This is a genomic window from Tardiphaga sp. (assembly GCF_028290495.1).
GTDB lineage: Bacteria > Pseudomonadota > Alphaproteobacteria > Rhizobiales > Xanthobacteraceae > Tardiphaga.
In genome coordinates, this window is record NZ_JAQGJT010000151.1 from 35,203 (window position 1) to 59,440 (window position 24,238).

Sequence of the window (24,238 nt, forward strand, 5' to 3'; positions counted from 1 at the left end):
GCTCAAGCCATGTCCGACAATGCACGCCTCGTTAACCGGCCAGAGCTACTCGGCATCGTCGCGCTCGCGGTGCTGCTGGTGGTGATCCTGCCGCTCAGCCTCGATGTCTTCAGGCTCAATCTGGTCGCGAAATATCTGACCTACGCCTTTGTCGCGGTCGGGCTGGTGATCTGCTGGGGCTATGGCGGCATTCTCAGCCTCGGACAGGGTGTGTTCTTCGGCCTCGGCGGCTACTGCATGGCGATGTTCCTCAAGCTGGAGGCCTCCAGCCCGGCGAACACCAAGATCCAGTCGACCCCCGGCATCCCGGATTTCATGGACTGGAATCAGATCACCTCGCTGCCGTTCTTCTGGAAGCCGTTCCATAGCCTGACGTTCACGGTGATCGCGATCATCCTTGTGCCGGCGTTCTTCGCCTTCGTCATTGGTGCCGCGATGTTCAAGCGCCGCGTCGGTGGCACCTATTTCGCAATCATCACCCAGGCGGTAGCGGCGATCCTGACCATCCTGATCGTCGGCCAGCAGGGCTACACCGGCGGCATCAACGGCATGACCGACTTGCGCACGCTGAACGGCTGGGACATCCGGCCGGATCACGCCAAGGTCGTGCTGTACTTCTTCGAGGTGGCCTGCCTGTTTGGCTGCATCTTCATCGCGCAGTTCATCCGCCGTTCCAAGCTCGGACGTATCCTGGTGGCGATGCGCGACAAGGAGGACCGCGTGCGGTTCTCCGGCTACAGCGTCGCCAACTTCAAGATCTTCGCCTTCTGCGTCGCTGCGATCTTCGCCGCGATCGGTGGCGCCATGTTCGCGCTGCAGGTCGGCTTCATGTCGCCGTCGTTCGTCGGCATCGTTCCCTCCATCGAGATGGTGATCTACACCGCGGTCGGCGGCCGGCTGTCGATCCTCGGCGCGGTTTACGGCACGCTGCTGGTGAACTTCGCGAAAACCAGCTTCTCGGAGTCCTTTCCTGAACTCTGGTTGTTCGGCCTCGGCGGGCTGTTCATCGCGGTGGTGCTGGCCTTCCCGAACGGGCTCGCCGGAATCTGGAGCGACTACGTGCAGCCGCAGGTCGACAAGCTGCTGCGCAAGAAGGGTTCGAAGAAGAACGGCTGGACCGACGCCTCGGTCGCCGACGGCGCCCCGGCGGAATAGGAGACGATCATGCTGATAGGTCACCAGCCCAAGGATTTCCTGCTCGCGGTCGAAGGACTGACGGTCTCGTTCGACGGCTTCAAGGCGGTCAACGACCTCTCCTTTTACGTCGAGGAAAACGAGATCCGCGTCATCATCGGCCCCAACGGCGCCGGCAAGACTACCGTGCTCGATCTAATCTGCGGCAAGACCAAGGCGACGTCGGGGGCCATCCATTTTCGTGACAAGGACCTCACGAAGATGAAGGAGAACCAGATCGTGCAGGCCGGTGTGGGGCGCAAGTTCCAGACGCCGTCGATCTATGACGATCTCACCGTGTTCGAGAATCTGGAGATCTCCTTTCCGCGCGGCCGCTCGGTGTTCGGTGCGCTGACCTTCAAGCGCGACGCCGTGGTGCGCGACCGCGTCGAGGAAGTCGCGGAGATGATCTTCCTCAAGGACCGCCTCAACATGTCGGCCGAGCTGCTCAGCCACGGCCAGAAGCAGTGGCTGGAGATCGGCATGCTGCTGATCCAGGACCCGGATCTTTTGATGCTCGATGAGCCGGTCGCCGGCATGAGCGTCAGCGAGCGCATCAAGACGGCGGAACTGCTGAACAGGATCATCAAGAACCGCTCCGTGCTGGTGATCGAGCACGACATGAAATTCGTCGAGGATATCGCCCACAAGGTCACGGTGCTGCATCAGGGCCAGATCCTGTCGGAGGGCACGATGGAGAAGGTCAAGAACGACCCGAAGGTCATTGAAGTGTATCTCGGCCACTAATTTCTCAGCGGCGCTGAAGGACCATCATCATGCTTGCCATTAACGATCTGCACGTCGCCTACGGCCAGAGTGAGGTGCTGCACGGGCTCAACATCGCCGTACAGCCCAACGAGATCGTCGCGATCATGGGCCGCAACGGCATGGGCAAGACCACGCTGATGAAATCGCTGATGGGCATCGTGCCGACCAAAAGCGGGTCGGTGACGATGGAAGGCACCGAGATCAACGCGTTGAAGAGCTATGAGCGCGTCGCCAGGGGCCTCGCTTACGTGCCGCAGGGCCGCATGATCTTCTCGCACATGACGGTGAAGGAAAACATCGAGACCGGCCTCGTCGTCTCCGGCGAGAAGAACGTGCCCGGCGATCTCTACGAGTTGTTTCCGGTGCTGCTGGAGATGAAGGACCGCCGCGGCGGCAATCTATCCGGCGGCCAGCAGCAGCAGCTGGCGATTGCGCGGGCACTCGCCACCAAGCCGAAGGTGCTGCTGCTCGACGAGCCGACGGAAGGCATCCAGCCCTCGATCATCAAGGAGATGGCGCGGACGCTGAAGCGGATCCGCGACACCAAGGGGCTCTCGATCATTGTTTCCGAACAGGTGCTGAGCTTTGCACTTGATGTCGCCGACCGCGTGCTGGTGATCGAGAATGGTGAAATCGTTAGCGACGAGATGCGCGACGGCATCGATGCCGGCCAGATCGCCAAATACCTGTCGGTCTAGAGTTTCCAACCACCAAGCAGAGTAACTGAGGGGAGCAATATATGGCGGATACACTGATCAAGGTCGATCTCACGCAATCGGCCTACGACAACGACATGATTCACAACCGCTGGCATTCCGACATTCCGATGGTGGCGTGGGTCAATCCGGGCGATGACTTCATCGTTGAGACCTATGACTGGACCGGCGGCTTCATCAAGAACAACGATTCTGCCGACGACGTGCGCGACATCGACCTGTCGATCGTGCACTTCCTGTCCGGGCCGATCGGCGTCAAAGGCGCGGAGCCTGGCGATCTCCTCGTGGTGGATCTGCTCGACGTCGGCCCGATGAAGGACTCGCAGTGGGGCTTCAACGGCTTCTTCTCCAAGCAAAACGGCGGCGGATTTCTCACCGATCACTTCCCGCTGGCGCAGAAGTCGATCTGGGACTTCAAGGGCATGTACACCTCGTCGCGCCACATTCCCGGTGTGAACTTCGCTGGGCTGATTCATCCCGGTCTGATTGGCTGCCTGCCGGATCCGAAGCTGCTGGCGACCTGGAACGAGCGCGAGCAGGCGCTGATCGACACCAACCCGACCCGTGTGCCCGGCCTCGCCAATCCGCCGTTCGGCCCGACCGCCCATATGGGTCGGCTAAAGGGCGAAGCCCGTGACAAGGCGGCGTCCGAAGGAGCGCGCACCGTGCCGCCGCGCGAGCACGGTGGCAATTGCGACATCAAGGATCTGTCGCGCGGGTCGAAAGTGTACTTCCCGGTCTACGTGCCCGGCGGCGGCCTCTCGATGGGCGATCTGCACTTCTCGCAGGGCGACGGCGAGATCACCTTCTGCGGCGCCATCGAAATGGCCGGCTGGCTGCACATCAAGGTCGATATCATCAAGGACGGCGTGTCGAAATACGGCATCAAGAACCCGGTGTTCAAGCCGTCGCCGATGACGCCGAACTACAATGACTACCTGATCTTCGAGGGCATCTCGGTCGACGAGGCCGGCAAGCAGCACTACCTCGATGTCCACATAGCCTATCGCCAGGCCTGCCTGAACGCCATCGAGTATCTCAAGAAGTTCGGCTATTCCGGCGCGCAGGCCTATTCGATCCTCGGCACCGCGCCGGTGCAGGGCCACATCTCCGGCGTGGTTGATGTACCCAACGCCTGCGCCACGCTTTGGTTGCCGACGCAGATCTTCGACTTCGACATCAATCCGTCCTCGGCAGGCCCGATCAAGCACATCGACGGCTCGATCCAGATGCCGCTGTCGCCGGACAAGTAACGCCTTGGGCTGCGGGACATCACGTCGCCGTCCCGCAGCCTCTTTTCTTTCATCGCATTGAATCGAGCAAGCTCATGCCGGTCTATGAATATCTCTGCAACGATTGCGGCCCGTTCACCGAGATGCGGCCGATGGCGGAATGCGACGAGCCGCATGATTGCCCGGGCTGCACCGTCGAGGCGCCGCGCGTGATCCTGACGGCGCCGGCGTTCTTCTGCATGCCTTCCGACAAGCGCAAGGCCCACGCCACCAACGAGCGCAGTTCGCACGCGCCGAAGACCTCCGCCGAGTACAAGGCGTCGCACGGCGCCGGCTGCGGATGCTGCTCGAGCAAGAAGCCGTCGCGGCTGGTGAAGCAGAGCAAGAGCGGCGCGAAGAGTTTTCCGACCGCGCGGCCGTGGATGATCAGCCATTGATCCCATCGCTCTCATTCCGGGATGCGCTTTCGTCGGCGAGCCCGCGGGAGCGCAGACCCGGAATCCCGAGGTGTTCATCGCCATCTCGATTCCCCCCGCTCCAATCGGAGCGGCTGAGGTTCGCTCGCAGCTTGCGCTGCTCCCTCCCCGGAATGACGTCGGACGTGAAGGTCGGCGCGTTCGCTGTGCGAACGCGCCCGAGATGACGAGAAAGAGCGAGCCCCGCGACATCGCTCCCAAAATCCGCTAGACACTGATCCCGGTCGCCAGATTGCGGTCGCGGGCAGCGGAGGCTCTGGTGCGACAGCAGAAATTCGGCAACGGCCCGAACGTCTCCGTGATCGGGCAGGGCACCTGGTACATCGACCGCGGCGATCGCGCAGCCGCCACCGCCGCGTTGCGTGCCGGCCTCGACCTCGGCATGACGCATATCGATACCGCCGAGATGTATGACGACGCCGAGCTGGTGATCGCCGAAGCCATCAAGGGGCGGCGCGATGAGGTGTTCCTGGTGTCCAAGGTGCTGCCGGGCAACGCCTCGAAGCGTGGCACCATCAACGCCTGCGAACGCTCGTTGCAACGGCTGCAGACCGACCGGCTGGATTGCTACCTGCTGCACTGGCGCGGCCAGACGCCGCTCGCCGAAACGGTCGCCGGCTTCGAGGAGTTGAAGCGCGCCGGCAAGATCCGCTCGTGGGGCGTCAGCAATTTCGACGTGGATGATCTGGCCGCGCTCTCCAAGGTGGCAGGGCGTGGCGCCATCGCCTGCAACCAGGTGCTGTATCATCTGCAGGAACGCGCGATCGAGCATCGCGTGATCCCGTGGTGCGAGCAGAACGGCGTCGCCGTGGTGGCCTATTCGCCGTTCGGCCACAATGATTTCCCGGGGGCCCGCTCGGCGGCCGGGCAGGTGCTGGCGAAGATCGCCGCCGCGCATGGTGCGACCCCGCGCCAGGTCGCGCTGGCGTTTCTGACGCGAAGCGTCTCGGTGTTCGCGATCCCCAAGGCGTCGTCAGCGGTGCATGCCGCCGACAATGCAGCGGCAGGCAAGCTGACACTCGACGAGGACGAGTTGGCGGAGATCGACAAGGCCTGTCCGCTTGGCCGCGAGCCGTCCAGCCTGCCGATGCTGTAAGGCAGCGCCCTCGCTGCAACGCACTATGGCATGACATCCGGCCGCGATCGCCTGTGCATGATAGCTCCCTGATATCGTCACTTGTCGCGGAACCGCGATCGTCGTTTGGTGCCTTCGCCTTTGATTCGGGAGCCGTACTGCACGGGGCCCCGCCAGCACTCGATCGGTCCCCCCCTGTGACGAGCCATGTTCCGCCGCCGAAAAACGCTGTCGCCGCTGTGCTGACCGGCCACGCCGATCGGCCTTTCCGGGGCATCGTGATGGTGATGGCCTCGACGATCTTCCTGGCCTCGTCGGATTCCATGGCCAAATATCTGTCGCGCGGACTGCCGGCGGTCGAGATCGCGTGGCTGCGCTTTGCGTTCTTCGTCTTGATCATGCTGCCCGTGGTGCTGGCGACGCCGGGCGCGATGCGCTCGACGCGCCCCGGCGTCCAGGTGCTGCGCGGCGTGGCGATGCTGGCGTCGTCGATCCTCTTCATCTACGGGCTTCGCTTTTTGCCGATTGCGGAGGCGACCGCGACCGCCTTCGTGGCGCCGATCTTCGTCACCGGCCTGTCGATCGTGTTTCTCGGCGAGAAGGTCGGCCTGCGGCGCTGGGCTGCGACCATCGTCGGGCTGATCGGCGTTCTGGTGATCGTGCGACCGGGCAGCGCCGCGTTTGACCCGGCTGCGATCCTGCCGATCCTCTCCGCGCTGGGATGGGCCGGTGCGCTGGTGCTGACGCGGCGTATCGCTGGACATGACAGCGCCGTCACCACCATGGCGTTCGCGGCACTGGTCGGCTTCCTGATCCTGTCGGTGTTTGTGCCCTTCGTCTGGGTCACTCCGAGCTGGCCCGAAATCGGCATCGGCTGTGCAATCGGCGTGTCATCGACCATCGGTCACTGGATCGTGGTGCGCGCATTTCGTTATGCGGATGCCTCGGTACTGGCGCCGTTTTCCTACAGCCAGCTGTTGTGGGTCACTATCCTCGGCTACCTGATTTTCGGCGAACTGCCGGACCTGTGGACGCTCGGGGGGGCGGCGATCATCATCTCCAGCGGTGTCTACACCGCCCACCGCGAACGCGTCAGGCGCGCGGCCATCGCAATGCCGGCAGAGCCCTATCCGGGGGCGTAGGTCGCCGCTGTCTTCGACAGGGTCGCAGCGAGCACCGATGCTGTCCCGGCAGCTTTGGTGGCCTATATATTTTGGGTTGTAATTTAATATTTATATTCGTTTGGCGTGCGAAAAAGCGCGGCCTGTGCTCGATGGCTGCGACGGCCGCGGTAGTTAAATCCGAACCCGTCGTATGATGCTACGCACTGACGGGCGGTGCTGCCTTTCGCTGCGTGCGATTTAGTGAAGCTTAAGAATAACCTGCGCTCCCTGCCGTTTTGCGGTGAAGCTTAAGTATTGCGAGCGATGCTTGCGCTACGTTGGACGGGAAACGTCACGCGTTGGTGGGCATGCTGAGAATTTGGAATTGCATTGAGACGCAGCATGACTGGTGGCTGGTGCTGCTGGCGGCGACTGTGTGTTTTCTCACCAGCCTGACGGCGATCACGCTGTTTCAGCGCGCGCGCCGGGTACGAAATCGACCCCGCATTGTCTCGTTGATTGTCGCCGGCACGGTGACGGGTTTCGGCGTGTGGGCTACCCATTTCATCTCGATCCTGGCCTATACGCCGGGCTTTCCCGTGCAATACGATCCGATGATCACCGCCTGCTCGCTGATCGCGGCGACGGTGATCACGACTGCCGGCTTTGCCGTCGCGCTGTTTGCGGAAACGCGACAGGGTGGGGTGGCCGGCGGCGCGCTGGTCGGCGCTGGAATCGGCTGCATGCATTATATGGGCATGGCGTCGCTGCGGATTCCCGCGGTCATCGTCTGGCAATCCGGTCTGGTGCTGGCCTCGATCCTGATCGGCGTGCTGTTCGGTGCGATGGCGATGATGGTCGCCCAGCGCCGCGCCACGCCGCTCAACGTAACCGCCGCGGCGTCACTGCTGGGGCTGGCGATCATCCTGCATCACTTCGTGGGAATGGGCGCGATCGATCTGGTCCGTCAGGCCGGGATGTTCGACGATATGCGCCTGTTGTCGCCGGTCGCGCTGTCGGCGGCGATCGCCGCCTTCACGGCCGCGGTGGTGATCACCGGCCTGATCGGTGCGATGTCCGACCGTCGCAACCGGCGCGGTATGACCAAGCGCAACATGCAGCTCGACGCTGCGCTCAACAATATGGGCCAGGGCCTTTGCATGTTCGACGCGCAAGGTCGGCTCGAATTGTGGAACGACAGTTTCGTTCGGATGTATCGGTTGCCGCCGGGCGGACTGTTCGTCGGCGCTACGGTCGAGCAGGCGATGGCGGCGCGGCGTGCCGCGGGTATGCAGTTCGTCAATATGGACCGTTATGTCGAGCTGTTGAGCGGTGCGATCGGCGAACGCGTGCCGAGCAGCCAGACCGCCGAATTGTCCGACGGCCGCATTATCAACGTTCGCTACCGCCCGATGACATCAGGCGGATGGCTGGCGACCCATGCCGACATCACCGAGCGCAAGCTGAGCGAAGCCCGCATCGTGCACGTGGCGCGGCACGATCTTCTCACCGATCTGCCCAACCGCATCGCCTTGAACGAGCATCTGGCGCAGATATTCATCGAGGCCTCCGCAGGGCAGAATTCATTTGCGGTGGCTCGGCTGGATATCGACCGCTTCAAGGAGATCAACGACGCCTTCGGGCAGGCCACCGGAGACGCCGTGATCGCGGAGCTGGCGAAGCGGCTGAAGAATGCGTGCAACGGCGCATTCCTGGCGCGGCCCGGCGGCGACGAGTTCTGTATCGTGTCCCTGCTCGGCGCTGAGCCGCGGACCGCGGAGGATCTGTGCGCCCGGCTGTCGGCGGTGCTGAACAATGTGATGCAGATCCACAGCCGCTCGATCCAGGTCAGTTGCACCATCGGCATCAGTATTTTCCCGCAGGACGGCGATGATGTCGAAAATCTGGTCGCGCATGCTGATTTCGCGCTGTACCGCGCCAAAGAAGCCGACCGTGGCACCATTCGCTTCTTCGAGGCGCAGATGGATCAGGACATCCGCGAGAAACGCCTGCTGCAGCGCGACCTCGTGGTGGCGATCGAGAACAAGCAGTTTGAACTCTACTACCAGCCGCAGGCGACGATTGACGGCGTCATCGTTGCCTTCGAGGTGCTGATCCGCTGGCATCATCCGGAGCGCGGCCTGGTGTCGCCCGGCATCTTCATTCCGATCGCGGAGGAGACCGGATTGATCGGCGCGATCGACGAATGGGTGCTGCGCGAGGCCTGTCGCGAGGCGGCGAGCTGGGCCAATGACCTGTCGATCGCAATCAACCTGTCGCCGGTGGATTTCCGTCGTGGCGATGTCGTGGCCATGCTGATGAACGTGCTGATGGAGACCGGTCTCAGCCCGGAGCGTGTCGAGATCGAGATCACCGAAGGCGTGATGATCGAGGATGTCGGCCGCGCGGTCTCGATCCTGCGCCGGATCAAGGAACTCGGCGTCCGCGTGGCGATGGACGATTTCGGCACTGGCTATTCGTCGCTGAGCTACCTGCAGTCGTTTCCGTTCGACAAGATCAAGATCGACCAGACCTTTGTCGCCAAGATCGACAACAACCCGCAATCCGCCGCGATCATCCACGCCATCATCGGGCTCGGCCGCTCGCTGCATCTGCCGGTGATCGCAGAAGGCGTCGAGACCGAGGGGCAACTGGCGTTCCTGGCTGCGGAAGGCTGCGCGGAGGTCCAGGGCTACCTGATCGGCCGCCCGCAACCGATCGCGCACTACCGCAACGTGGTGGTCGGCAAGGATACCAGGGTGAAGCGCGCAGGATAGTCGGCGGGGGAGGCGACGTGCGCCATCACACCGGCAGGGCGATCGAGTATTTTACCTGGCTGAGCGCGAAGCTCGATTCGATCGAGGCGATGCCGTCGAGCCGGGTCAGCTTGGTCTTCAGGAACGTCTCGTAGGACGACAGGTCCGCCGCCACCACGCGCAGCAAATAGTCGCGGTTGCCGGTCATCAGATAGCATTCCAGCACTTCCTCCCAGCCGGAGATCGCTTTGGCGAAACGTTCGAGGTCCTCTTCCTTCTGCCGGACCAGCTTGATCGAGATGAACACGCTGACGTGCAGCCCAAGCGATTTCTGGTCAACCAGCGCCATGTAGCGCGTGATGACGCCGCGCTCCTCCAGCAGCTTGACGCGGCGGTGGCACGGCGAAACCGACAGCCCGACCTTCTCGGCGAGCTCCTGCATCGTCATGCGGCTGTCGGCCTGGAGCTGGGCCAGAATCTTGCGGTCGATGGCATCAAGCGCGGGCATTGGGATGAATCCGGGAAATGGAAGCTTGAACCATCCATTTATCCCAATATAGCTGCCTTTGTCGCGTGTCTTTGAGAAGTTTCGCCCGGGGGCGCTGCTAGACTGCGGGTAATCAACACGCAGCAAGCGAGAGCGCCATGCCGATCGAGCCCCAACGTCTGCAAACCCTGACGGCATTGGCGCGCAAGGCGCTGTGGCTGTCGTCCTGGACCATCCACAACGCCAACCACATCCGCCCCAACGCCGACGGCCTCAAGGTCGGCGGCCATCAGGCTTCATCCGCGTCGCTCGCAACGATCATGTCGGCGCTGTACTTCTCTGTGCTGAAGCCGGTGGACCGCGTCGCGGTGAAGCCGCACGCCTCGCCGGTGTTCCACGCCATCCAGTATCTGTTCGGCCACCAGACCCGCGAGAAACTGGAGAATTTCCGGGGCTTCAAGGGCGCGCAGAGCTATCCGTCGCGCACCAAGGACATCGACGACGTCGATTTCTCCACCGGCTCGGTCGGGCTCGGCGTCGCGCAGACGCTGTTTTCCTCCCTGGTACAGGACTACGTGTCCGCGCACGGCTGGATGAAGGACCGGCCGGAAGGCCGCATGATCGCGCTGGTAGGCGACGCCGAGATGGACGAGGGCAATATCTTCGAGGCGCTACTGGAAGGCTGGAAGCACGGCTTGCGCAATACCTGGTGGATCGTCGACTACAACCGCCAGAGTCTGGATGCGGTGGTCCGCGAAGGCCTGTGGGAGAAGTTCGAATCCATGTTCCGCAATTTCGGCTGGGACGTGGTGATCGTGAAATACGGCCGGCTGATGCAGTCGGCCTTTGCCGAGCCCGGCGGCGAGGCGCTGCGCCACTGGATCGATCACTGCCCGAACGCGATGTATGCGGCGTTGTGCTTCCAGGGCGGCGCGGCGTTCCGCAAGCGGCTCAACGACGAGATCGGCGATCAGGGCGCGGTGTCCCGGCTGATCGAGGCGCGCAGCGATGAGGAATTGCTGGCGCTGATGTCCAATCTCGGTGGCCACGACATGGCCAGCATGATCGAGGCGTTCGAGGCGATCGACCATGACCGCCCGGTGTGCTTCATCGCCTACACCATCAAGGGCGTCGGCCTGCCGTTCCAGGGCCACAAGGACAACCATGCCGGCCTGATGACGCCGGCGCAGATGGAAAAATGGCGCGAGGCGCAGAACATCCGCCCCGGCCATGAATGGGACAGATACGAGGGCCTGACGCAGGACGCTTCGACGCTGGATGCGTTCCTCGACGCCGCGCCGTTCAACCAGCAGGGCAAGCGGCGGCTGAGCGCAGATGCCATCGAGGTGCCCGCGCATCTCGCCTTCAAGCCGGCGCCGTCGATGTCGACGCAGCAGGGCTTTGGCCTGGTGCTGAACGAACTGGCGCGCGGCGATACGGAACTGGCGTCGCGCATCGTCACGGCCTCGCCGGATGTCACGGTCTCGACCAATCTCGGCGCCTGGGTAAACCGCCGAGGGCTGTTCGCGCGCGCGGAGAAGGCCGACCTGTTCCGCAGCGAGAAGATTCCCTCGACTTTCAACTGGGACTTCTCGCCGAAGGGTCAGCACATCGAACTGGGCATTGCCGAGAGCAATCTCTTTCTGCTGATGTCGGCGCTCGGCCTGTCGTCGTCGATCAACGGCGTCCGTCTGCTGCCGATCGCGACCCTGTACGATCCCTTCATCAGTCGCGCGCTCGATCAGCTCAACTACGCCTGCTACCAGGATGCCCGTTTCATGGTGGCGGCGACGCCGTCCGGCGTCACGCTGGCGCCGGAAGGCGGCGCGCACCAGTCGATAGCCACGCCCTTGATCGGCATCGCGCAAGACGGGCTGGCGTCGTTCGAGCCGGCCTTTGTCGATGAACTCGCCGTCATCATGGGCTGGGGTTTTGCGCATATGCAGGCGGAGGACGGCGGCGCGGTCTATCTGCGGCTGTCGACGCGGACCATCGAACAGCCCGCCCGCATGATGACGCCTGAATTGCAGCAGGGCATCACTGACGGCGCCTACTGGCTGCGCCAACCGGGCGCCAATTGCGACCTCGTCATTGCCTATACTGGCGCGCTGGCGCCGGAGGCGATCGAGGCCACCGGCCTGCTAGGCGACAGCCACCGCGACATCGGCCTGCTGGCGATCACCTCGGCGGACCGGCTGCACGCCGGCTGGACCGCCGCGCGAAAAATTCGCCGCGACAGGCGCAACCCGCAGCACCGCAGCCACATCGAGCAACTGCTGGCGCCGCTGCCGCGCGATTGCGGCATCGTCAGCGTGATCGATGGCCATCCGGCGACATTGGGCTGGCTCGGCAGCGTCGGCGGTCACAGGCAGGAAGCGCTCGGCGTCGAGCATTTCGGCCAGACCGGCACGCTGCAGGATCTCTACCGTCACCACGGCATCGACGCCAACGCTATCATCGACGCGGCGGAGGGCCTCAGCGGCGTGCCGGTACTGCACCGGAAGATGGCGGTGTAGGCTGTCGTGGCCGGGCTTGTCCCGGCCATCCACGATGTCCTGCGAGAACGTGGATGCCCGGCACAGGGCCGGGCATGACGACCTCAAAGTCCGTGCTCGATCTCAAAACGCCTTGAAGGTGATGATCGTATGGGTGTCCTGGATGCCCGGGATGGTCTGCACCTTTTCGTTGACGAAATGGCCGATATCGGTGGCGTTATCGACGTAGAATTTCACCAGCAGGTCGTAGTGGCCGGCGGTGGAATAGATTTCCGAAGCGATTTCGGCTTCGGCCAGTGCATTGGCGACGGCATAGGACTGGCCAAGCTTGCACTTGAACTGGACAAAGAAGGGGACCATCGGGATTCTCCGGAGATATGCGATTTGGCCGCCATCAAGCCCAAAACAGGGGGCCGTGGCAAGCCGGCCAGCCGGCGTGGTTGCCGCTCCATGCAGGGCGGGCTAGGACTGCCGGATCAGGCGGCATCCGCCGGGGTTCATGCGAGTTTGCCGATGTCCACGCCCGTTGCGCTCACCATTGCCGGTTCGGATTCCTCGGGCGGCGCCGGCATTCAGGCCGATCTCAAGACTTTCGCCGCGTCGGGCGTCTATGGCGCCTCGGTGATCACCGCGCTGACCGCGCAGAACACGCGCGGCGTCACCGGCGTGCATCCGGTGCCGGCCGGCTTTGTCACCGAACAGATCGATGCGGTGTTCGACGATCTCGACGTCGGCGCCGTGAAGATCGGTATGGTCGCGCAGCGCGACGTAATCGCGGCAATTGCCGCCGGGCTGAGGCGCTGGACGCCGAAGCATGTGGTGCTCGATCCGGTGATGGTTGCCACTTCAGGCGATCGTCTGCTGGCGCCCGAGGCGATCGAGGCTTTGCGAACAACGCTGATTCCGCTGGCCGACATCATCACGCCGAATCTCCCGGAAGCCGCCGCTTTGCTCGACGAGCCGATCGCCGTCAGCGAAGCTGACATCGCAGCGCAGGGCCAGCGCCTGCTGGCGCTCGGTTGCAAGGCGGTGCTGATCAAGGGCGGCCACGGGACCAGTGCGCAGAGCATCGATTATCTCGTGACGCGCGACAAACTGGTGGCGCTGCCGGCGCAGCGCATCGCGACATCAAACACCCACGGCACCGGCTGCACGCTGTCTTCCGCCATCGCCGCGGCGCTGGCGAAGGGCGGCGAGATGGAAGTCGCGGTGAATTTTGCCAAGGCCTATGTCACGCAAGCCATCGCCGAGGCCGATCGTTTCAGCGTCGGACACGGCCACGGCCCGGTGCATCACTTCCACGCTTATTACTGAAGCCGACCGCCGCTGATCGGCGTCGGTGCTGCAACTCAACGCGCCCATCTGCCGAGCTTCGACTCGAAAAGGATTGCTATTGCACCTACAAGTTGCGACTGTGTGCATCTCGGTTAGCGAGATTTGATCTGCCTTTCGCTTCGCTTTTTCATTTCGATACTATTGAACAAAAACGCATTTTTGAAGGATAGGCGGTGATTTATGCGCCTGAAACCTGCGTTAGAGTCGGTTGCCCGACTGGTGCTTGTGCTAGGTGGAAGCCTCACGTTGCTCATCTCCGGAAACGCGTGCGCACAGGCGCCGAACGTATCTGCGCCGTCGGCAACGCCGCCACCGGAATCGATCCTTTTCTGGGCCTATCCGTGGGATACTACTTTCAATCCGCCGCCTGCCGATGACGTGTTGCAGCGTCTTCCGGGAAGCGCGGCGGCGTACAGTTCGGTGCAGTCCCGCAATCTGTTCCTGGCGCCGGACTGGCATCCCGACGATCATCCGCCGATGCCGGAGATCGTCGCGCTGGGACGCAAGCCCGACGTTCGGGCGTGCGGATCGTGTCATCGTGCGGACGGTGCGGGAGGGCCCGAAAACGCCAGCCTCGCCGGGTTGCCCGCGGCCTATATGGTTCAGCAGATCGCCGATTTCAAAAATGGCACGAGGAAATTCTCCGGTCCGCCGAGGACGGCTGTGACGCTGATGGTCGCGGTGGCCAAGGCCATGACTGAAGCCGAATCGCAAACTGCGGCGGACTATTTTTCAGCGCTGACGCTCAAGAAGAATATCAAGGTCATCGAAAGCGATTCCGTGCCCGAGACCTACGTTGCCCGGCTGTTTTTCGCCAAGCAGCCGGCTGGCGGCACCGAGCCGCTCGGTCCGCGCATCATCGAAGTGCCTGACGATGTCGTGCAATTTGAACTCCGCGACACGCGATCGCAATTCACCGCTTATGTACCTGTTGGAAGCATCAAACGGGGGAAGGCTCTGGCGGCTGTCGCAAACGGCGCCGTCCAGCCCTGTGCCACCTGCCACGGCGAGGACCTCAGAGGGGTTGCCGATATTCCCAGGATTGCAGGGCGGTCGCCGAGCTATCTGGCGCGTCAGCTGTACGACTTCCAGCACGGGGCCCGGACGTCAGACCTGAGCGCGTTGATGAAGCCAATGGTCGAGGGGCTGTCGCAAGACGACATCGTTTCGCTGGCCGCTTACGTGGCGTCGCTCGATCCCTGAAGCGCGGCCTTTGTCAAATCTGCCATCGACCACGGAACTGGCCTCGTCATTGATATCTGCGACATCCTGTCGTCGATATGTCGCACGGACTTGATACCACCCGATCAGCATCGAATTGTCCGATTCTTCCGGACCTGCTGAACGGGTGGCCGCATGGCGACGCTGGATCTCGATACTTCCGTAGTGGCGAACGCCTATGCCAAATGGGCGCCGATCTATGACGCGGTGTGCGGGCCGGTGATGCTGAAGGGCCGCCGTGCGGCGGCCGCGGCAGCACGCGGGGTCGGCGGCAGAATCCTCGAAGTTGGCGTCGGCACCGGATTGTCGTTCGACGATTACGACGCGACCACCGAAATTACCGGCATCGACCTCAGCGCGCCGATGCTGGACAAGGCCCGCGCCAAAATGGCGAGCGGACGTTATCCCTGGGTCAAATCGGTGCAGCAGATGGATGCGCATGCGATGGCGTTTGCGGATGCGACGTTCGACTGCGTCGTCGCGCAGTTCGTCATCACGCTGGTGGAAAATCCCGAGCAGGTATTGTCCGAATGCCACCGCGTGGTGCGACCGGGTGGCCGGATCATTCTGGTCAACCACCTCTATTCGGAAACCGGCCTCGCCGCTGCGGTGGAGCGCTGGGCCGCGGTCAAGACGCGCGCGATGGGGCTGCGGCCCGAGTTTCCGTTCGCGCGGCTGCAGGCCTGGTCGCAGTCCCATTCGGAATCGATCCTGCTGGAACGGCGCAAGCTGGCGCCGTTCGGTATCTATACGCTGGTGACTTTTGAACGCGCGGCCGCGCTTGCGGCGTAGCGTCATCAAGGCGTCATGAGGCTCTGTTAGTCGCTCCAATATGGAAACAGACGTGATGAGTGAAGGCAACGAACGACGCTTTCGCACCTTGTTTATCTCCGACGTGCATCTGGGCGCCCGGGGTTCGCAAGCCGACCGGCTGCTGGATTTTCTCCGCACCCACGACGCAGACACCATCTATCTCGTCGGCGACATCGTCGATGGCTGGGCGCTGAAGTCGGGCTGGCACTGGCCGCAATCCCACAATGACTTCGTGCAGAAGATGCTGCGCAAGGCGCGCAAGGGCGCCAAGATCATCTACGTGCCCGGCAACCACGACGAATTCCTGCGCAATTATTACGGCACGCATTTCGGCGGCATCGACGTGGTCGAGACCGCGATCCACGAGGGCGTTGATGGCAGGCGCTATCTGGTGATCCACGGCGACATCTTCGATCTCGTGGTGCAGAACGCGCGCTGGCTCGCCCATCTCGGCGATAAGGCCTACGATTTCGCGATCCAGATGAACCGTCTCGTCAATGCCTTCCGGAAATGGTTCGGCGTTCCGTACTGGTCGCTGTCGCAATGGGCCAAGCTGAAGGTCAAGAACGCCGTCAACTTCATCGGCGCGTTCGAGGAGACGCTGGCCACCGAAGCCCGCCGGCAAGGCGCCGACGGCGTCATCTGCGGCCACATCCACTATGCGACGATCCGCGACGAGCACGGCATCCGCTACATGAATTGCGGCGACTGGGTCGAGAGCTGCACGGCGCTCGTCGAGCATGAAGACGGCCGCTTCGAGATCATCACCTGGACCGATCCGTTGCACCGTGCCGCGCCGGTGCGCGCCGTCGCCGCAAAGGCCGCGTGATGCGCATTCTCGTCGCCACCGATGCCTGGCACCCGCAGGTCAACGGCGTGGTGCGAACCCTGACGATGATGGCGGAAGCCGCCAGGGGTTTCGGCGTCGAGGTGAGTTTTCTCACGCCGCAATCGTTTCGCACCTTTGCACTGCCGAGTTACGCCGATCTGCGCGTTGCCTTTCCCGGCCGTCGCGAGATCGCGGGGCTGATCGAGAAAGCGCGGCCCGACAATATCCATATCGCCACCGAAGGCCCGATCGGCATGGCCGTGCGCGGCTATTGCCGGCGCCGCGGGATTCCGTTCACCACGAGCTTCCACACCCGCTTTCCGGAATATATCTCGGCGCGGTTGCCAATCCCGGAATCCTGGATCTGGGCGGCGCTGCGTCGTTTCCACGGTGCCAGTTCCGCGGTCATGGCGGCGACGCCGGCGTTGGTCCATGAATTGCGCAGCCGCGGCTTTCGCAACGTGGTGCTGTGGTCGCGCGGCGTCGATGCTTCGATGTTTCATCCGCGCAAGGTCGATCTGGGTTTTCCGAAGCCAGTGTTCCTGTCGGTCGGTCGCGTCGCGGTCGAGAAAAATCTCGAAGCCTTCCTCGAACTCGATCTGCCCGGCAGCAAGGTCGTGGTCGGCGACGGCCCGGCGCGCGCTGCGCTGCAGGCGAAATATCCCAAAGCGTTCTTCCTCGGCGCGTTGCAGGGCGAGGCTTTGGCCGCGGCCTATGCCGGCGCTGACGTATTCGTGTTTCCGAGCAAGACCGACACGTTCGGCCTGGTGCTGCTGGAGGCGCTGGCGAGTGGCGTTCCGGTGGCAGCATTTCCGGTGACGGGACCGCGCGACGTGATCGGGGCGGCTCCGGTCGGCGTCCTCAGCGAGGATCTGCAGGAGGCCTGTCTCGGTGCGCTGAAATTGCTGCCGCAGGCCTGCCTGCGGTTTGCCGCGAGTCACACATGGGAAGCCTCCGCGCGGGCTTTTGTCAGCAATATCAGCCGGGTGCGCGCCGAACTCAGCGGCGACCCGGAAGCGCTTGCAAAGCAGCCCTCCGCCGCGACTTGATCGCCCGCAGTGTCGCGCGATACAACGCGGGATGACAAATTCCCCTCTGCCGATTTCAGCCGCCGATATCGATGCCGCCGCTGCCGTCATCGCTCCCTATGCGGTGCGCACGCCGCTGCTGACGTCCCCCTCGCTCGATGCGCTGACCGGTGCACGGGTATTCCTGAAGCCCGAAGTGCTGCAGCGAACCGGCTCGTTCAAGTTCCGCGGCGCTTTCAACAAGCTGTCGTCGATTCCGCAGGCCGAGCGCGCCGGTGGCGTGGTGGCGTTCTCGTCGGGCAATCACGCGCAGGGCGTCGCCGCCGCGGCGCAGATCCTGGGTATGCACGCGACCATCGTAATGCCCGCGGATTCGCCGCTCTCGAAGCGCGAGCGCACCAAGGGCTACGGCGCGGAAGTCGTGCTGTACGATCGCTATACCGAAGACCGCGAAGCCATCGCCGCCGCCATCGCCGGCAAGCGTGGCGCGACGTTGGTGAAGCCCTATGACGATCCGTTCGTGATGGCCGGGCAGGGCACCGTCGGCCGCGAGATCGCGCAAGACATGGCTGCACTGGGGCTTACGCCCGACATCGTCGCGGCGCAGGCCTCCGGCGGCGGATTGGTCGCGGGCATCGCGATGGCCGTGAAGGCGAAGTTTCCCGATACCGCGATCATCGTCGCCGAGCCTGCCGGCTTCGACGATCACACGCTGTCGCTGCGCGCCGGCCGACCGGTGGCGCATAGCAACGAGGGCAAGACCTTCTGCGACGCACTGATGGCCCTGATGCCCGGCGAACTCACTTTCGCGGTCAACAGCCGCCTGCTGGCCGGTGGCGTCAGCGCGACGGATGCGGAAGTAGGCAGAGCGATGGCGTTTGCGTTCCGGGATCTGAAGCTGGTGGTCGAACCCGGCGGCGCCGTGGCGCTGGCGGCGCTGATGACCGGCAAGATCGACGCACGCGGCAAGGTAGCGGTGATCGTGTTGTCCGGCGGTAACGTCGATGCGGATCTGTACGCGAAGGTTATCAACGCTGGCTGAAGTGCAGGGCCGGGCTCAGGCCGAGCCCTCCCTCGCTCTTGCTTGGGTCCGGACACTGTCAAAGCTGGTAGTGGCGACGCCGAAGTTCTTGGCGAGCGGTGAATTGAACTCTACGAAAAGAACGCGATCTTTTCGGCCTGGGTCATGCGGCGGATCGGGGCGAGGGGATCGGCGGCCGGCGCGTTGGGATTCGAGATCACGCCATTGGCGATCAGCGCTGCGCCCAGCGAGGGATGATAGGCCAGTTCGGGCTGCGGTTCCGGCACGACGGCTGCGATTTGTACAGCCGGAGCCGAAGCGATGGCTGCCGACGTTGCCGCCGGCGCGGCGTAAGTTGGCGTCACTTCCGTCTCGGCGGGATGCAGCCCGCTGATTTCCGGCTCGTCCATCACCGGTTCGTCGATTTCCAGCTCCGCCGTCTCGGGCTCGCTGAAATCCTGCACGGCCATTTCCATCGCCACCAAGTCGAGCACGGCGAGGTCGTGGGCTTCGGCGTCAAGCGCAGCGGTCTCTGGCGCGGAAATCTCTGTCTCGGAAATCCCGGGCTCGGCGATCGCCACTTCTTCGACCGCCTGGGCCAATGATACTTCGGCGATGATGGCGGCGATTCCGGTGGTTGATTCCGCGATCGGGGCTGCGGCTTCAGCGGGCTTCGGTGCCACGGCCTGTTCGACGACCGGCTCCGGCGCCTTGAAGAGCGGCGTCACCGAGGCGCGCGCTTCCGCGGCCGGCGGCACGGGCTTCTCAGTCGCGGGCGGCGTTTCCGCCTTTGCGCTCGTCGCACTGCCATCGACGAGCTGTTCGATCCGCTGCATCAGCAAGTCATAGCTGGCGAGCACGGTCTCTCGGCCGTCGCTGTTGGCGTTCTGCTGGCCGGCCTCGATCGCCTTGACCTGGGTGTCCAGCAGATCGCAGATTCGGGCGTCCGCGCCGCATTCGCGCAAGGTCCAGGCGATCTCGCGCACGATCCGCGCGCCGTTGTGGGCTGCGGTCAGGGTGTCGTCGGCCTCGGGCCGCGGCAGCGATTCGATGGCGGTGGCCTTGGCCTGGCGTATCGCGGTGCGGATTGCGCCGAGGGCGTCGCTGAGGCTGACAGCTTTGGGGGCCTGCTTCTCCGCCTTGAGGCTGGCTTCGATGCGCGCCACGGCTTCCATCACCATGCCGGTGTCGGTGTGGCGGTTGCGCTTGGCGTATTCGTTGAGGAACCAGCGGCCGCGCGCCGTCTCCATGAAGGCTTCACGGATCGCGTCATAGTCCGCTTCGCCCGGCACGTTGGGGCGGGCGGAAATCGGCGACAGGGCAAATGCTTCTTCGGGCATGGATAAACTCGCGGCGCAGATCGCTGCGCGGTATGTACGGTCAGCACGACCCCCAGCGAATCGCACTGGAACTGATGATAGCCGAATCCGCTGCCCTGATCGCTTCGCAAATGCCGGGTCGGCGGTTCGCCGCACGGCTGGCGCTGTTCTATGCCGCGGTGTTCGGCACGGTCGGCACCTATCTGCCGTTCTTTCCGGTATGGCTGAAGGCGGTCGGCATCGATCCCTCCTGGATCGGTCTGATCACAGCGGTGCCGTCGGTGACGCGCTTCACGGTGCTGCCCTTCATCACGGGCCTCGCGGAAAAGCATCGTGCGCTGCGCGGCGCGATGATGGCGACGGCGTTTCTCGCTGCGCTCGGCTTCTCGGTGATCGGCTTGCTCGATACGCCCGTGCTGATCCTGATCGCCTTTGCGCTCACCGCCTGTGTCTGGACGCCTTTGGTGCCGTTGACCGACGGCTACGCGCTGAAGGGCGTGGCGCGCTATGGCCTGAACTACGGGCCGATGCGGCTGTGGGGATCGGCGGCCTTCGTGGTCGGCGCGCTGGCCTGCGGGCTGCTGGTCGAGGTGATCGCGGCCAAGCACCTGATCTGGATCATCGCCGGCATGGCGACGGTCGGCGCGCTGTCCAGCCTGCGGCTGCAGCCGATTTCGGCACCGGGGCCGGCGCGCGTAATGCTCCCTGCCACGTCGTTGCTGCGCGAGCGGGGCTTCCTCACCATCATGGCGGCGTCGGCGCTGATCCAGGGCAGCCACGCGACCTATTACACCTTCGCATCGATCAGCTGGCAGGGGGCGGGGGTGGGCGGGCTGACCATCGCGGGATTATGGTCACTTGGCGTCATCGCGGAGATCGTGGTGTTCGCCCTGTCGCCGCGCTTCACGCTGTCGCCGGCGCTGCTGGTGGTGCTCGGCGGCCTCAGCGGCCTGACGCGCTGGGTGATCACGGCGCAGCAGCCGGATATCGCGGTGCTCTCGGTGATCCAGTTGATGCACGGCCTGACCTACGGGCTGACGCAGGTCGGCATCATGGGTCTGCTGGTGCGCCACGTGCCCGGCCACCTCACCGCCACCGCGCAGGGCTATCTCACCGCCTGCACCGGTATCGTGATGAGTTCGGCGGCGGTGGTCTCCGGGCTGATCTATGCGCGTTATGGCGAGGGCGCCTATTACGCGATGGCGGTGCTGGCGCTGGCCGGCGCCGCCACGATGTGGTTCGGCCGGCACCGCGCGGATACGCCCTATGCCGCAGCCGATCAGCCCCAGAGCGTGGCGTCCGGCGGATAGATCGTGCTGTCGTCGTAGCGCAAGCCGCCGTCGCGATCCCCGGCGAGCAGCAGCGGGCCGTCGAGATCGACGAAACGCGCCTGTTGCGCGATCAGCATGGCCGGGGCCATCGACAGCGAGGTCGCCACCATGCAGCCGACCATGATCTCGAAGCCCATCGCGTGTGCGGCGTCGGCCATCGCCAGCGCCGCGGTCAAGCCGCCGGCCTTGTCGAGCTTGATGTTGATGGCGTCGTAGCGGCCGCGCAGGCCGAGCAGCGAGGACAATTCATGCACGCTCTCGTCAGCGCAGACCGCCATCGGCCGGCGGATTTCGGCCAGTGCGTCGTCCTGTCCGGCCGGCAGCGGCTGCTCGACAAGGGTGACGCCGGCTTCCTCGCAGGCGGCGAGGTTGCGTTCGAGATTTTCCGGCGTCCAGGCCTCGTTGGCATCGACGATCAGCTCGCACTCATGCGCTTCCCGGCGCACGGCCTTGATGCGGGCGGCGTCGCCTTCGCCGCCAAGCTTGATCTTGAGCAGCGGGCGGTAGGCGGCTTTCGCCGTCGCCGCGGCCATCGCATCGGGTGTGCCGAGCGAGATCGTAAAAGCGGTGGTGCAGGGGTGTGGGGCGACCCGTCCGAGCAGGTCCCAGATACGCCGTCCGGCCGCCTTGGCTTCCAGATCGAGCAGGGCGCAATCCAGCGCGTTGCGGGCGGCGCCCGCCGGCATCAGCACCTGCAAGGCCTGACGGTCGATGCCCCCCCTGAAGCGATCCTGCATGGCCAGGATGGCGGCCAGGGTCGCTTCCGGCGTCTCGCCATAACGCGCATAGGGCACACATTCGCCGCGGCCGGTAAAATCGCCGCGGCTGATCTCGGCGACCACGGTGACCGCTTCGGTCTTGGCGCCGCGGCTGATGGTGAAAGCGCCGGCGATCGGCCAGCGTTCGATTCGGGCGCTGAGGAGGGCGGGGGCCGGTATTTTGAGGTCAGGCAAGGGAATGTCTCGTGGTGCCAGAGGCGGTGTATCGGACCACCTTTGCGTTAACAGAATAGAACCGTAGCTGCGTATAAGACTATCAGGACCGGTCGAACTTGTTTGAGTCGCATTATCAGTGTCTGACAGGTCTGGAATCGAGCCAGGAAGGCCGGTTGCGCGGATGCGCGGCCAGATGCAGGAGCAAGGTGTGAACGGCGGCCCGATACTTGAACAGATCGCCAAGGGCGATGGTCTGGCGTTGTGCGCTTCGGGGTCGTGGACGGCACGTTTCGCGCCGGCGCTCGAGCAGATCGTGTCCGATGCCGAGAAGCTGACCGGCAGCCGCCCCCATATTTTCATCGACGTCTCCGAAGTCTCCAAACTCGACACGTTCGGCGCCTGGCTGATCGAGCGGCTGCGCCGTAGCCTGACGAACGGCGGGGCCGAGGCCGAGATCGCCGGTCTGTCGGCGAATTATTCCAGCCTGGTCGACGAGGTGCGTCGCGTGCAGCCGGCGACGGCGCCGCAGGCGAAACCGTCGCCGCTGACCGGCACGCTCGACCTGATCGGCCGCAGCGTGTTCGGCGTCGGCGCGACCGTTATCGCGCTGGTCGGCATGATCGGCGCGGTGCTTGCCGCACTGGCGCGCGTGATCCGCAATCCGTCGCGTTTCCGTTTCACCTCGATGGTGCACCACCTCGAACAGGTGTGCTGGAATGCCGTGCCGATCGTGGTGCTGATCACCTTCCTGATCGGCTGCATCGTGGCCCAGCAGGGCATCTTTCATTTCCGCCAGTTCGGCGCCGACGTGTTCGTCGTCGACATGCTGGGCGTGCTGGTTCTGCGCGAACTCGGCGTGCTGCTGGTGGCGATCATGGTCGCCGGCCGCTCCGGCAGCGCCTACACTGCCGAACTCGGCTCGATGAAAATGCGCGAAGAGATCGATGCGCTGCGCACCATGGGCTTCGATCCGATCGAAGTACTGATCCTGCCGCGCATGATCGCGCTGGTGATCGGCCTGCCGATCCTGACCTTCCTCGGCGGCATCGCTGCGCTGTATGGCGGCGGGCTGGTGGCATGGACCTATGGCGGCGTCGATCCGGAAGCGTTTTTGGCGCGGTTGCGCGATGCGATCTCGATCAACCACTTTACCGTCGGTATGCTGAAGGCGCCGGTGATGGCTGCCGTGATCGGCATCGTCGCCTGCGTCGAGGGACTGGCCGTGCAGGGCAGCGCGGAATCGCTGGGCCAGCACACCACCTCGTCGGTGGTGAAGGGAATCTTCTTCGTGATCGTGATGGACGGCGTGTTCGCGATCTTCTTCGCCGCGATCGGGATCTGACCATGCTGGCTGCGACGAAAGACCCGATCATCCGCGTCCGCGACCTCACGGTCGCCTTCGGCGAACGGCGTGTGCTCAAAGGCCTCGATCTGGAGGTTAGCCGCGGTGAGATTCTCGGCTTCGTCGGCGCGTCCGGCGCCGGCAAGTCGGTGTTGATGCGGACCATCATCGGGCTGGTGCCGAAGGTCTCTGGCAACATCGAGGTGTTCGGCATTGATCTCGATGCCACTGATACCGTGGAGCGTCGCGGCGTGGAGCGGCGCTGGGGCATTCTGTTCCAGCACGGCGCGTTGTTCTCCTCGCTCAGCGTGCGGCAGAACGTGCAATTCCCGATCCGCGAATACCTCAAAGTATCCGAGCGACTGCTCGACGAGATCACGATTGCCAAGCTGGCGATGGTCGGTCTGAAGGCCGACGTCGCCGACCGGATGCCGTCGGAACTGTCGGGCGGCATGATCAAGCGCGTGGCGCTGGCGCGGGCGCTGGCACTCGATCCTGAAATCGTGTTCCTCGACGAGCCGACCTCCGGGCTCGACCCGATCGGCGCCGGCGAGTTCGACGAACTGGTGCGCACGCTGCAGCGAACTTTGGGCCTGACCGTTTTCATGGTAACCCACGATCTGGACAGCCTGCATACTGCCTGTGACCGGATCGCGGTTTTGGGCGATGGCAAGATCATCGCACACGGCACGATGGACGACATGCTGGCTTCGCAGCATCCCTGGCTACAGGAATACTTCCACGGCAAGCGCGCGCGCGCCGTCCTCGCTTAGTTATACTGGA

General features: G+C 64.0%; 22 protein-coding genes. 18 read left to right on the top strand and 4 right to left on the bottom strand.

What is annotated here, in order from left to right:
- Positions 1 to 9: 9 nt before the first annotated feature.
- The 8 genes from urtC to JWQ24_RS22500 all read left to right on the top strand — a co-directional run bounded on the left by urtC (position 10) and on the right by JWQ24_RS22500 (position 9,320).
- Positions 10 to 1,155, top strand: a complete 1,146-nt coding sequence (gene urtC / locus JWQ24_RS22465) for an urea ABC transporter permease subunit UrtC (protein WP_299812681.1) — start codon at positions 10 to 12, stop codon at positions 1,153 to 1,155.
- Positions 1,156 to 1,164: 9 nt separating this feature from the next.
- Entirely contained in the window at positions 1,165 to 1,920 is a 756-nt protein-coding gene (gene urtD, locus JWQ24_RS22470; RefSeq protein WP_299812683.1) for an urea ABC transporter ATP-binding protein UrtD, read from the top strand.
- Positions 1,921 to 1,949: 29 nt separating this feature from the next.
- Positions 1,950 to 2,639 carry an urea ABC transporter ATP-binding subunit UrtE gene (gene urtE, locus JWQ24_RS22475; RefSeq protein ID WP_299812685.1) on the top strand — a complete coding sequence of 230 codons (690 nt, stop codon included), beginning with the start codon at positions 1,950 to 1,952 and terminating at the stop codon, positions 2,637 to 2,639.
- 41 nt (positions 2,640 to 2,680) lie between these two features.
- Positions 2,681 to 3,910, top strand: a complete 1,230-nt coding sequence (gene fmdA / locus JWQ24_RS22480; protein WP_299812687.1) for a formamidase — start codon at positions 2,681 to 2,683, stop codon at positions 3,908 to 3,910.
- 74 nt (positions 3,911 to 3,984) lie between these two features.
- On the top strand, positions 3,985 to 4,326 hold the full coding sequence (locus JWQ24_RS22485; protein WP_299812690.1) for a zinc ribbon domain-containing protein: 342 nt from the start codon (positions 3,985 to 3,987) through the stop codon (positions 4,324 to 4,326).
- Positions 4,327 to 4,624: 298 nt separating this feature from the next.
- Entirely contained in the window at positions 4,625 to 5,461 is an 837-nt protein-coding gene (locus JWQ24_RS22490) for an aldo/keto reductase (protein WP_299812692.1), read from the top strand.
- 260 nt (positions 5,462 to 5,721) lie between these two features.
- Positions 5,722 to 6,582 (top strand): DMT family transporter, encoded by an 861-nt coding sequence (locus tag JWQ24_RS22495; RefSeq protein ID WP_299812801.1) that lies wholly within the window; start codon positions 5,722 to 5,724, stop codon positions 6,580 to 6,582.
- A 329-nt stretch (positions 6,583 to 6,911) separates the two neighbouring features.
- Complete coding sequence (locus JWQ24_RS22500) at positions 6,912 to 9,320, top strand: EAL domain-containing protein (protein ID WP_299812694.1); 2,409 nt, start codon at positions 6,912 to 6,914, stop codon at positions 9,318 to 9,320.
- Positions 9,321 to 9,345: 25 nt separating this feature from the next.
- Here JWQ24_RS22500 and JWQ24_RS22505 read toward each other — a convergent pair whose 3' ends face one another.
- Complete coding sequence (locus JWQ24_RS22505; protein ID WP_299812696.1) at positions 9,346 to 9,807, bottom strand: Lrp/AsnC family transcriptional regulator; 462 nt, start codon at positions 9,805 to 9,807, stop codon at positions 9,346 to 9,348.
- Between the two features lie 137 nt (positions 9,808 to 9,944).
- On the opposite strand from JWQ24_RS22505, the gene JWQ24_RS22510 reads away from it, so the two are divergent.
- Positions 9,945 to 12,302 carry a transketolase gene (locus JWQ24_RS22510; protein ID WP_299812698.1) on the top strand — a complete coding sequence of 786 codons (2,358 nt, stop codon included), beginning with the start codon at positions 9,945 to 9,947 and terminating at the stop codon, positions 12,300 to 12,302.
- A 102-nt stretch (positions 12,303 to 12,404) separates the two neighbouring features.
- Here JWQ24_RS22510 and JWQ24_RS22515 read toward each other — a convergent pair whose 3' ends face one another.
- Entirely contained in the window at positions 12,405 to 12,641 is a 237-nt protein-coding gene (locus tag JWQ24_RS22515) for an Lrp/AsnC ligand binding domain-containing protein (RefSeq protein WP_068735543.1), read from the bottom strand.
- A gap of 153 nt (positions 12,642 to 12,794) precedes the next feature.
- Here JWQ24_RS22515 and thiD point away from each other — a divergent pair, with 153 nt between their 5' ends.
- From thiD to JWQ24_RS22545, 6 genes are all read left to right on the top strand, one after another.
- Positions 12,795 to 13,595, top strand: coding sequence for a bifunctional hydroxymethylpyrimidine kinase/phosphomethylpyrimidine kinase (gene thiD / locus JWQ24_RS22520; RefSeq protein WP_299812708.1), 801 nt, complete (start codon positions 12,795 to 12,797; stop codon positions 13,593 to 13,595).
- A gap of 201 nt (positions 13,596 to 13,796) precedes the next feature.
- A complete protein-coding gene (locus JWQ24_RS22525) occupies positions 13,797 to 14,819 on the top strand; it encodes a c-type cytochrome (RefSeq protein WP_299812710.1) in 1,023 nt (340 codons plus the stop codon).
- 153 nt (positions 14,820 to 14,972) lie between these two features.
- Positions 14,973 to 15,629, top strand: a complete 657-nt coding sequence (locus tag JWQ24_RS22530; RefSeq protein ID WP_299812712.1) for a class I SAM-dependent methyltransferase — start codon at positions 14,973 to 14,975, stop codon at positions 15,627 to 15,629.
- Between the two features lie 40 nt (positions 15,630 to 15,669).
- Positions 15,670 to 16,479, top strand: coding sequence for a UDP-2,3-diacylglucosamine diphosphatase (locus tag JWQ24_RS22535; RefSeq protein ID WP_299812714.1), 810 nt, complete (start codon positions 15,670 to 15,672; stop codon positions 16,477 to 16,479).
- Positions 16,479 to 17,528 carry a glycosyltransferase family 1 protein gene (locus JWQ24_RS22540; RefSeq protein ID WP_299812716.1) on the top strand — a complete coding sequence of 350 codons (1,050 nt, stop codon included), beginning with the start codon at positions 16,479 to 16,481 and terminating at the stop codon, positions 17,526 to 17,528. The genes JWQ24_RS22535 and JWQ24_RS22540 overlap by 1 nt, the downstream gene beginning before the upstream one ends.
- A gap of 31 nt (positions 17,529 to 17,559) precedes the next feature.
- Entirely contained in the window at positions 17,560 to 18,549 is a 990-nt protein-coding gene (locus tag JWQ24_RS22545) for a threonine/serine dehydratase (RefSeq protein WP_299812718.1), read from the top strand.
- Positions 18,550 to 18,659: 110 nt separating this feature from the next.
- On the opposite strand, the gene JWQ24_RS22550 is transcribed toward JWQ24_RS22545, so the two are convergent.
- Positions 18,660 to 19,868 carry a hypothetical protein gene (locus JWQ24_RS22550; RefSeq protein ID WP_299812720.1) on the bottom strand — a complete coding sequence of 403 codons (1,209 nt, stop codon included), beginning with the start codon at positions 19,866 to 19,868 and terminating at the stop codon, positions 18,660 to 18,662.
- 74 nt (positions 19,869 to 19,942) lie between these two features.
- On the opposite strand from JWQ24_RS22550, the gene JWQ24_RS22555 reads away from it, so the two are divergent.
- Positions 19,943 to 21,157 (top strand): MFS transporter, encoded by a 1,215-nt coding sequence (locus JWQ24_RS22555; protein ID WP_299812722.1) that lies wholly within the window; start codon positions 19,943 to 19,945, stop codon positions 21,155 to 21,157.
- Here the strand turns inward: JWQ24_RS22555 and dgcA are convergent.
- The gene (gene dgcA, locus JWQ24_RS22560; protein WP_299812724.1) at positions 21,127 to 22,131 is read right to left on the bottom strand and encodes an N-acetyl-D-Glu racemase DgcA; all 1,005 of its coding nucleotides are present in this window, start codon (positions 22,129 to 22,131) and stop codon (positions 21,127 to 21,129) included. The genes JWQ24_RS22555 and dgcA overlap by 31 nt on opposite strands.
- A gap of 190 nt (positions 22,132 to 22,321) precedes the next feature.
- Here dgcA and JWQ24_RS22565 point away from each other — a divergent pair, with 190 nt between their 5' ends.
- Positions 22,322 to 23,455, top strand: a complete 1,134-nt coding sequence (locus JWQ24_RS22565; RefSeq protein ID WP_299812804.1) for an ABC transporter permease — start codon at positions 22,322 to 22,324, stop codon at positions 23,453 to 23,455.
- A 2-nt stretch (positions 23,456 to 23,457) separates the two neighbouring features.
- Positions 23,458 to 24,228 (top strand): ABC transporter ATP-binding protein, encoded by a 771-nt coding sequence (locus JWQ24_RS22570; protein WP_299812725.1) that lies wholly within the window; start codon positions 23,458 to 23,460, stop codon positions 24,226 to 24,228.
- Positions 24,229 to 24,238 lie beyond the last annotated feature (10 nt).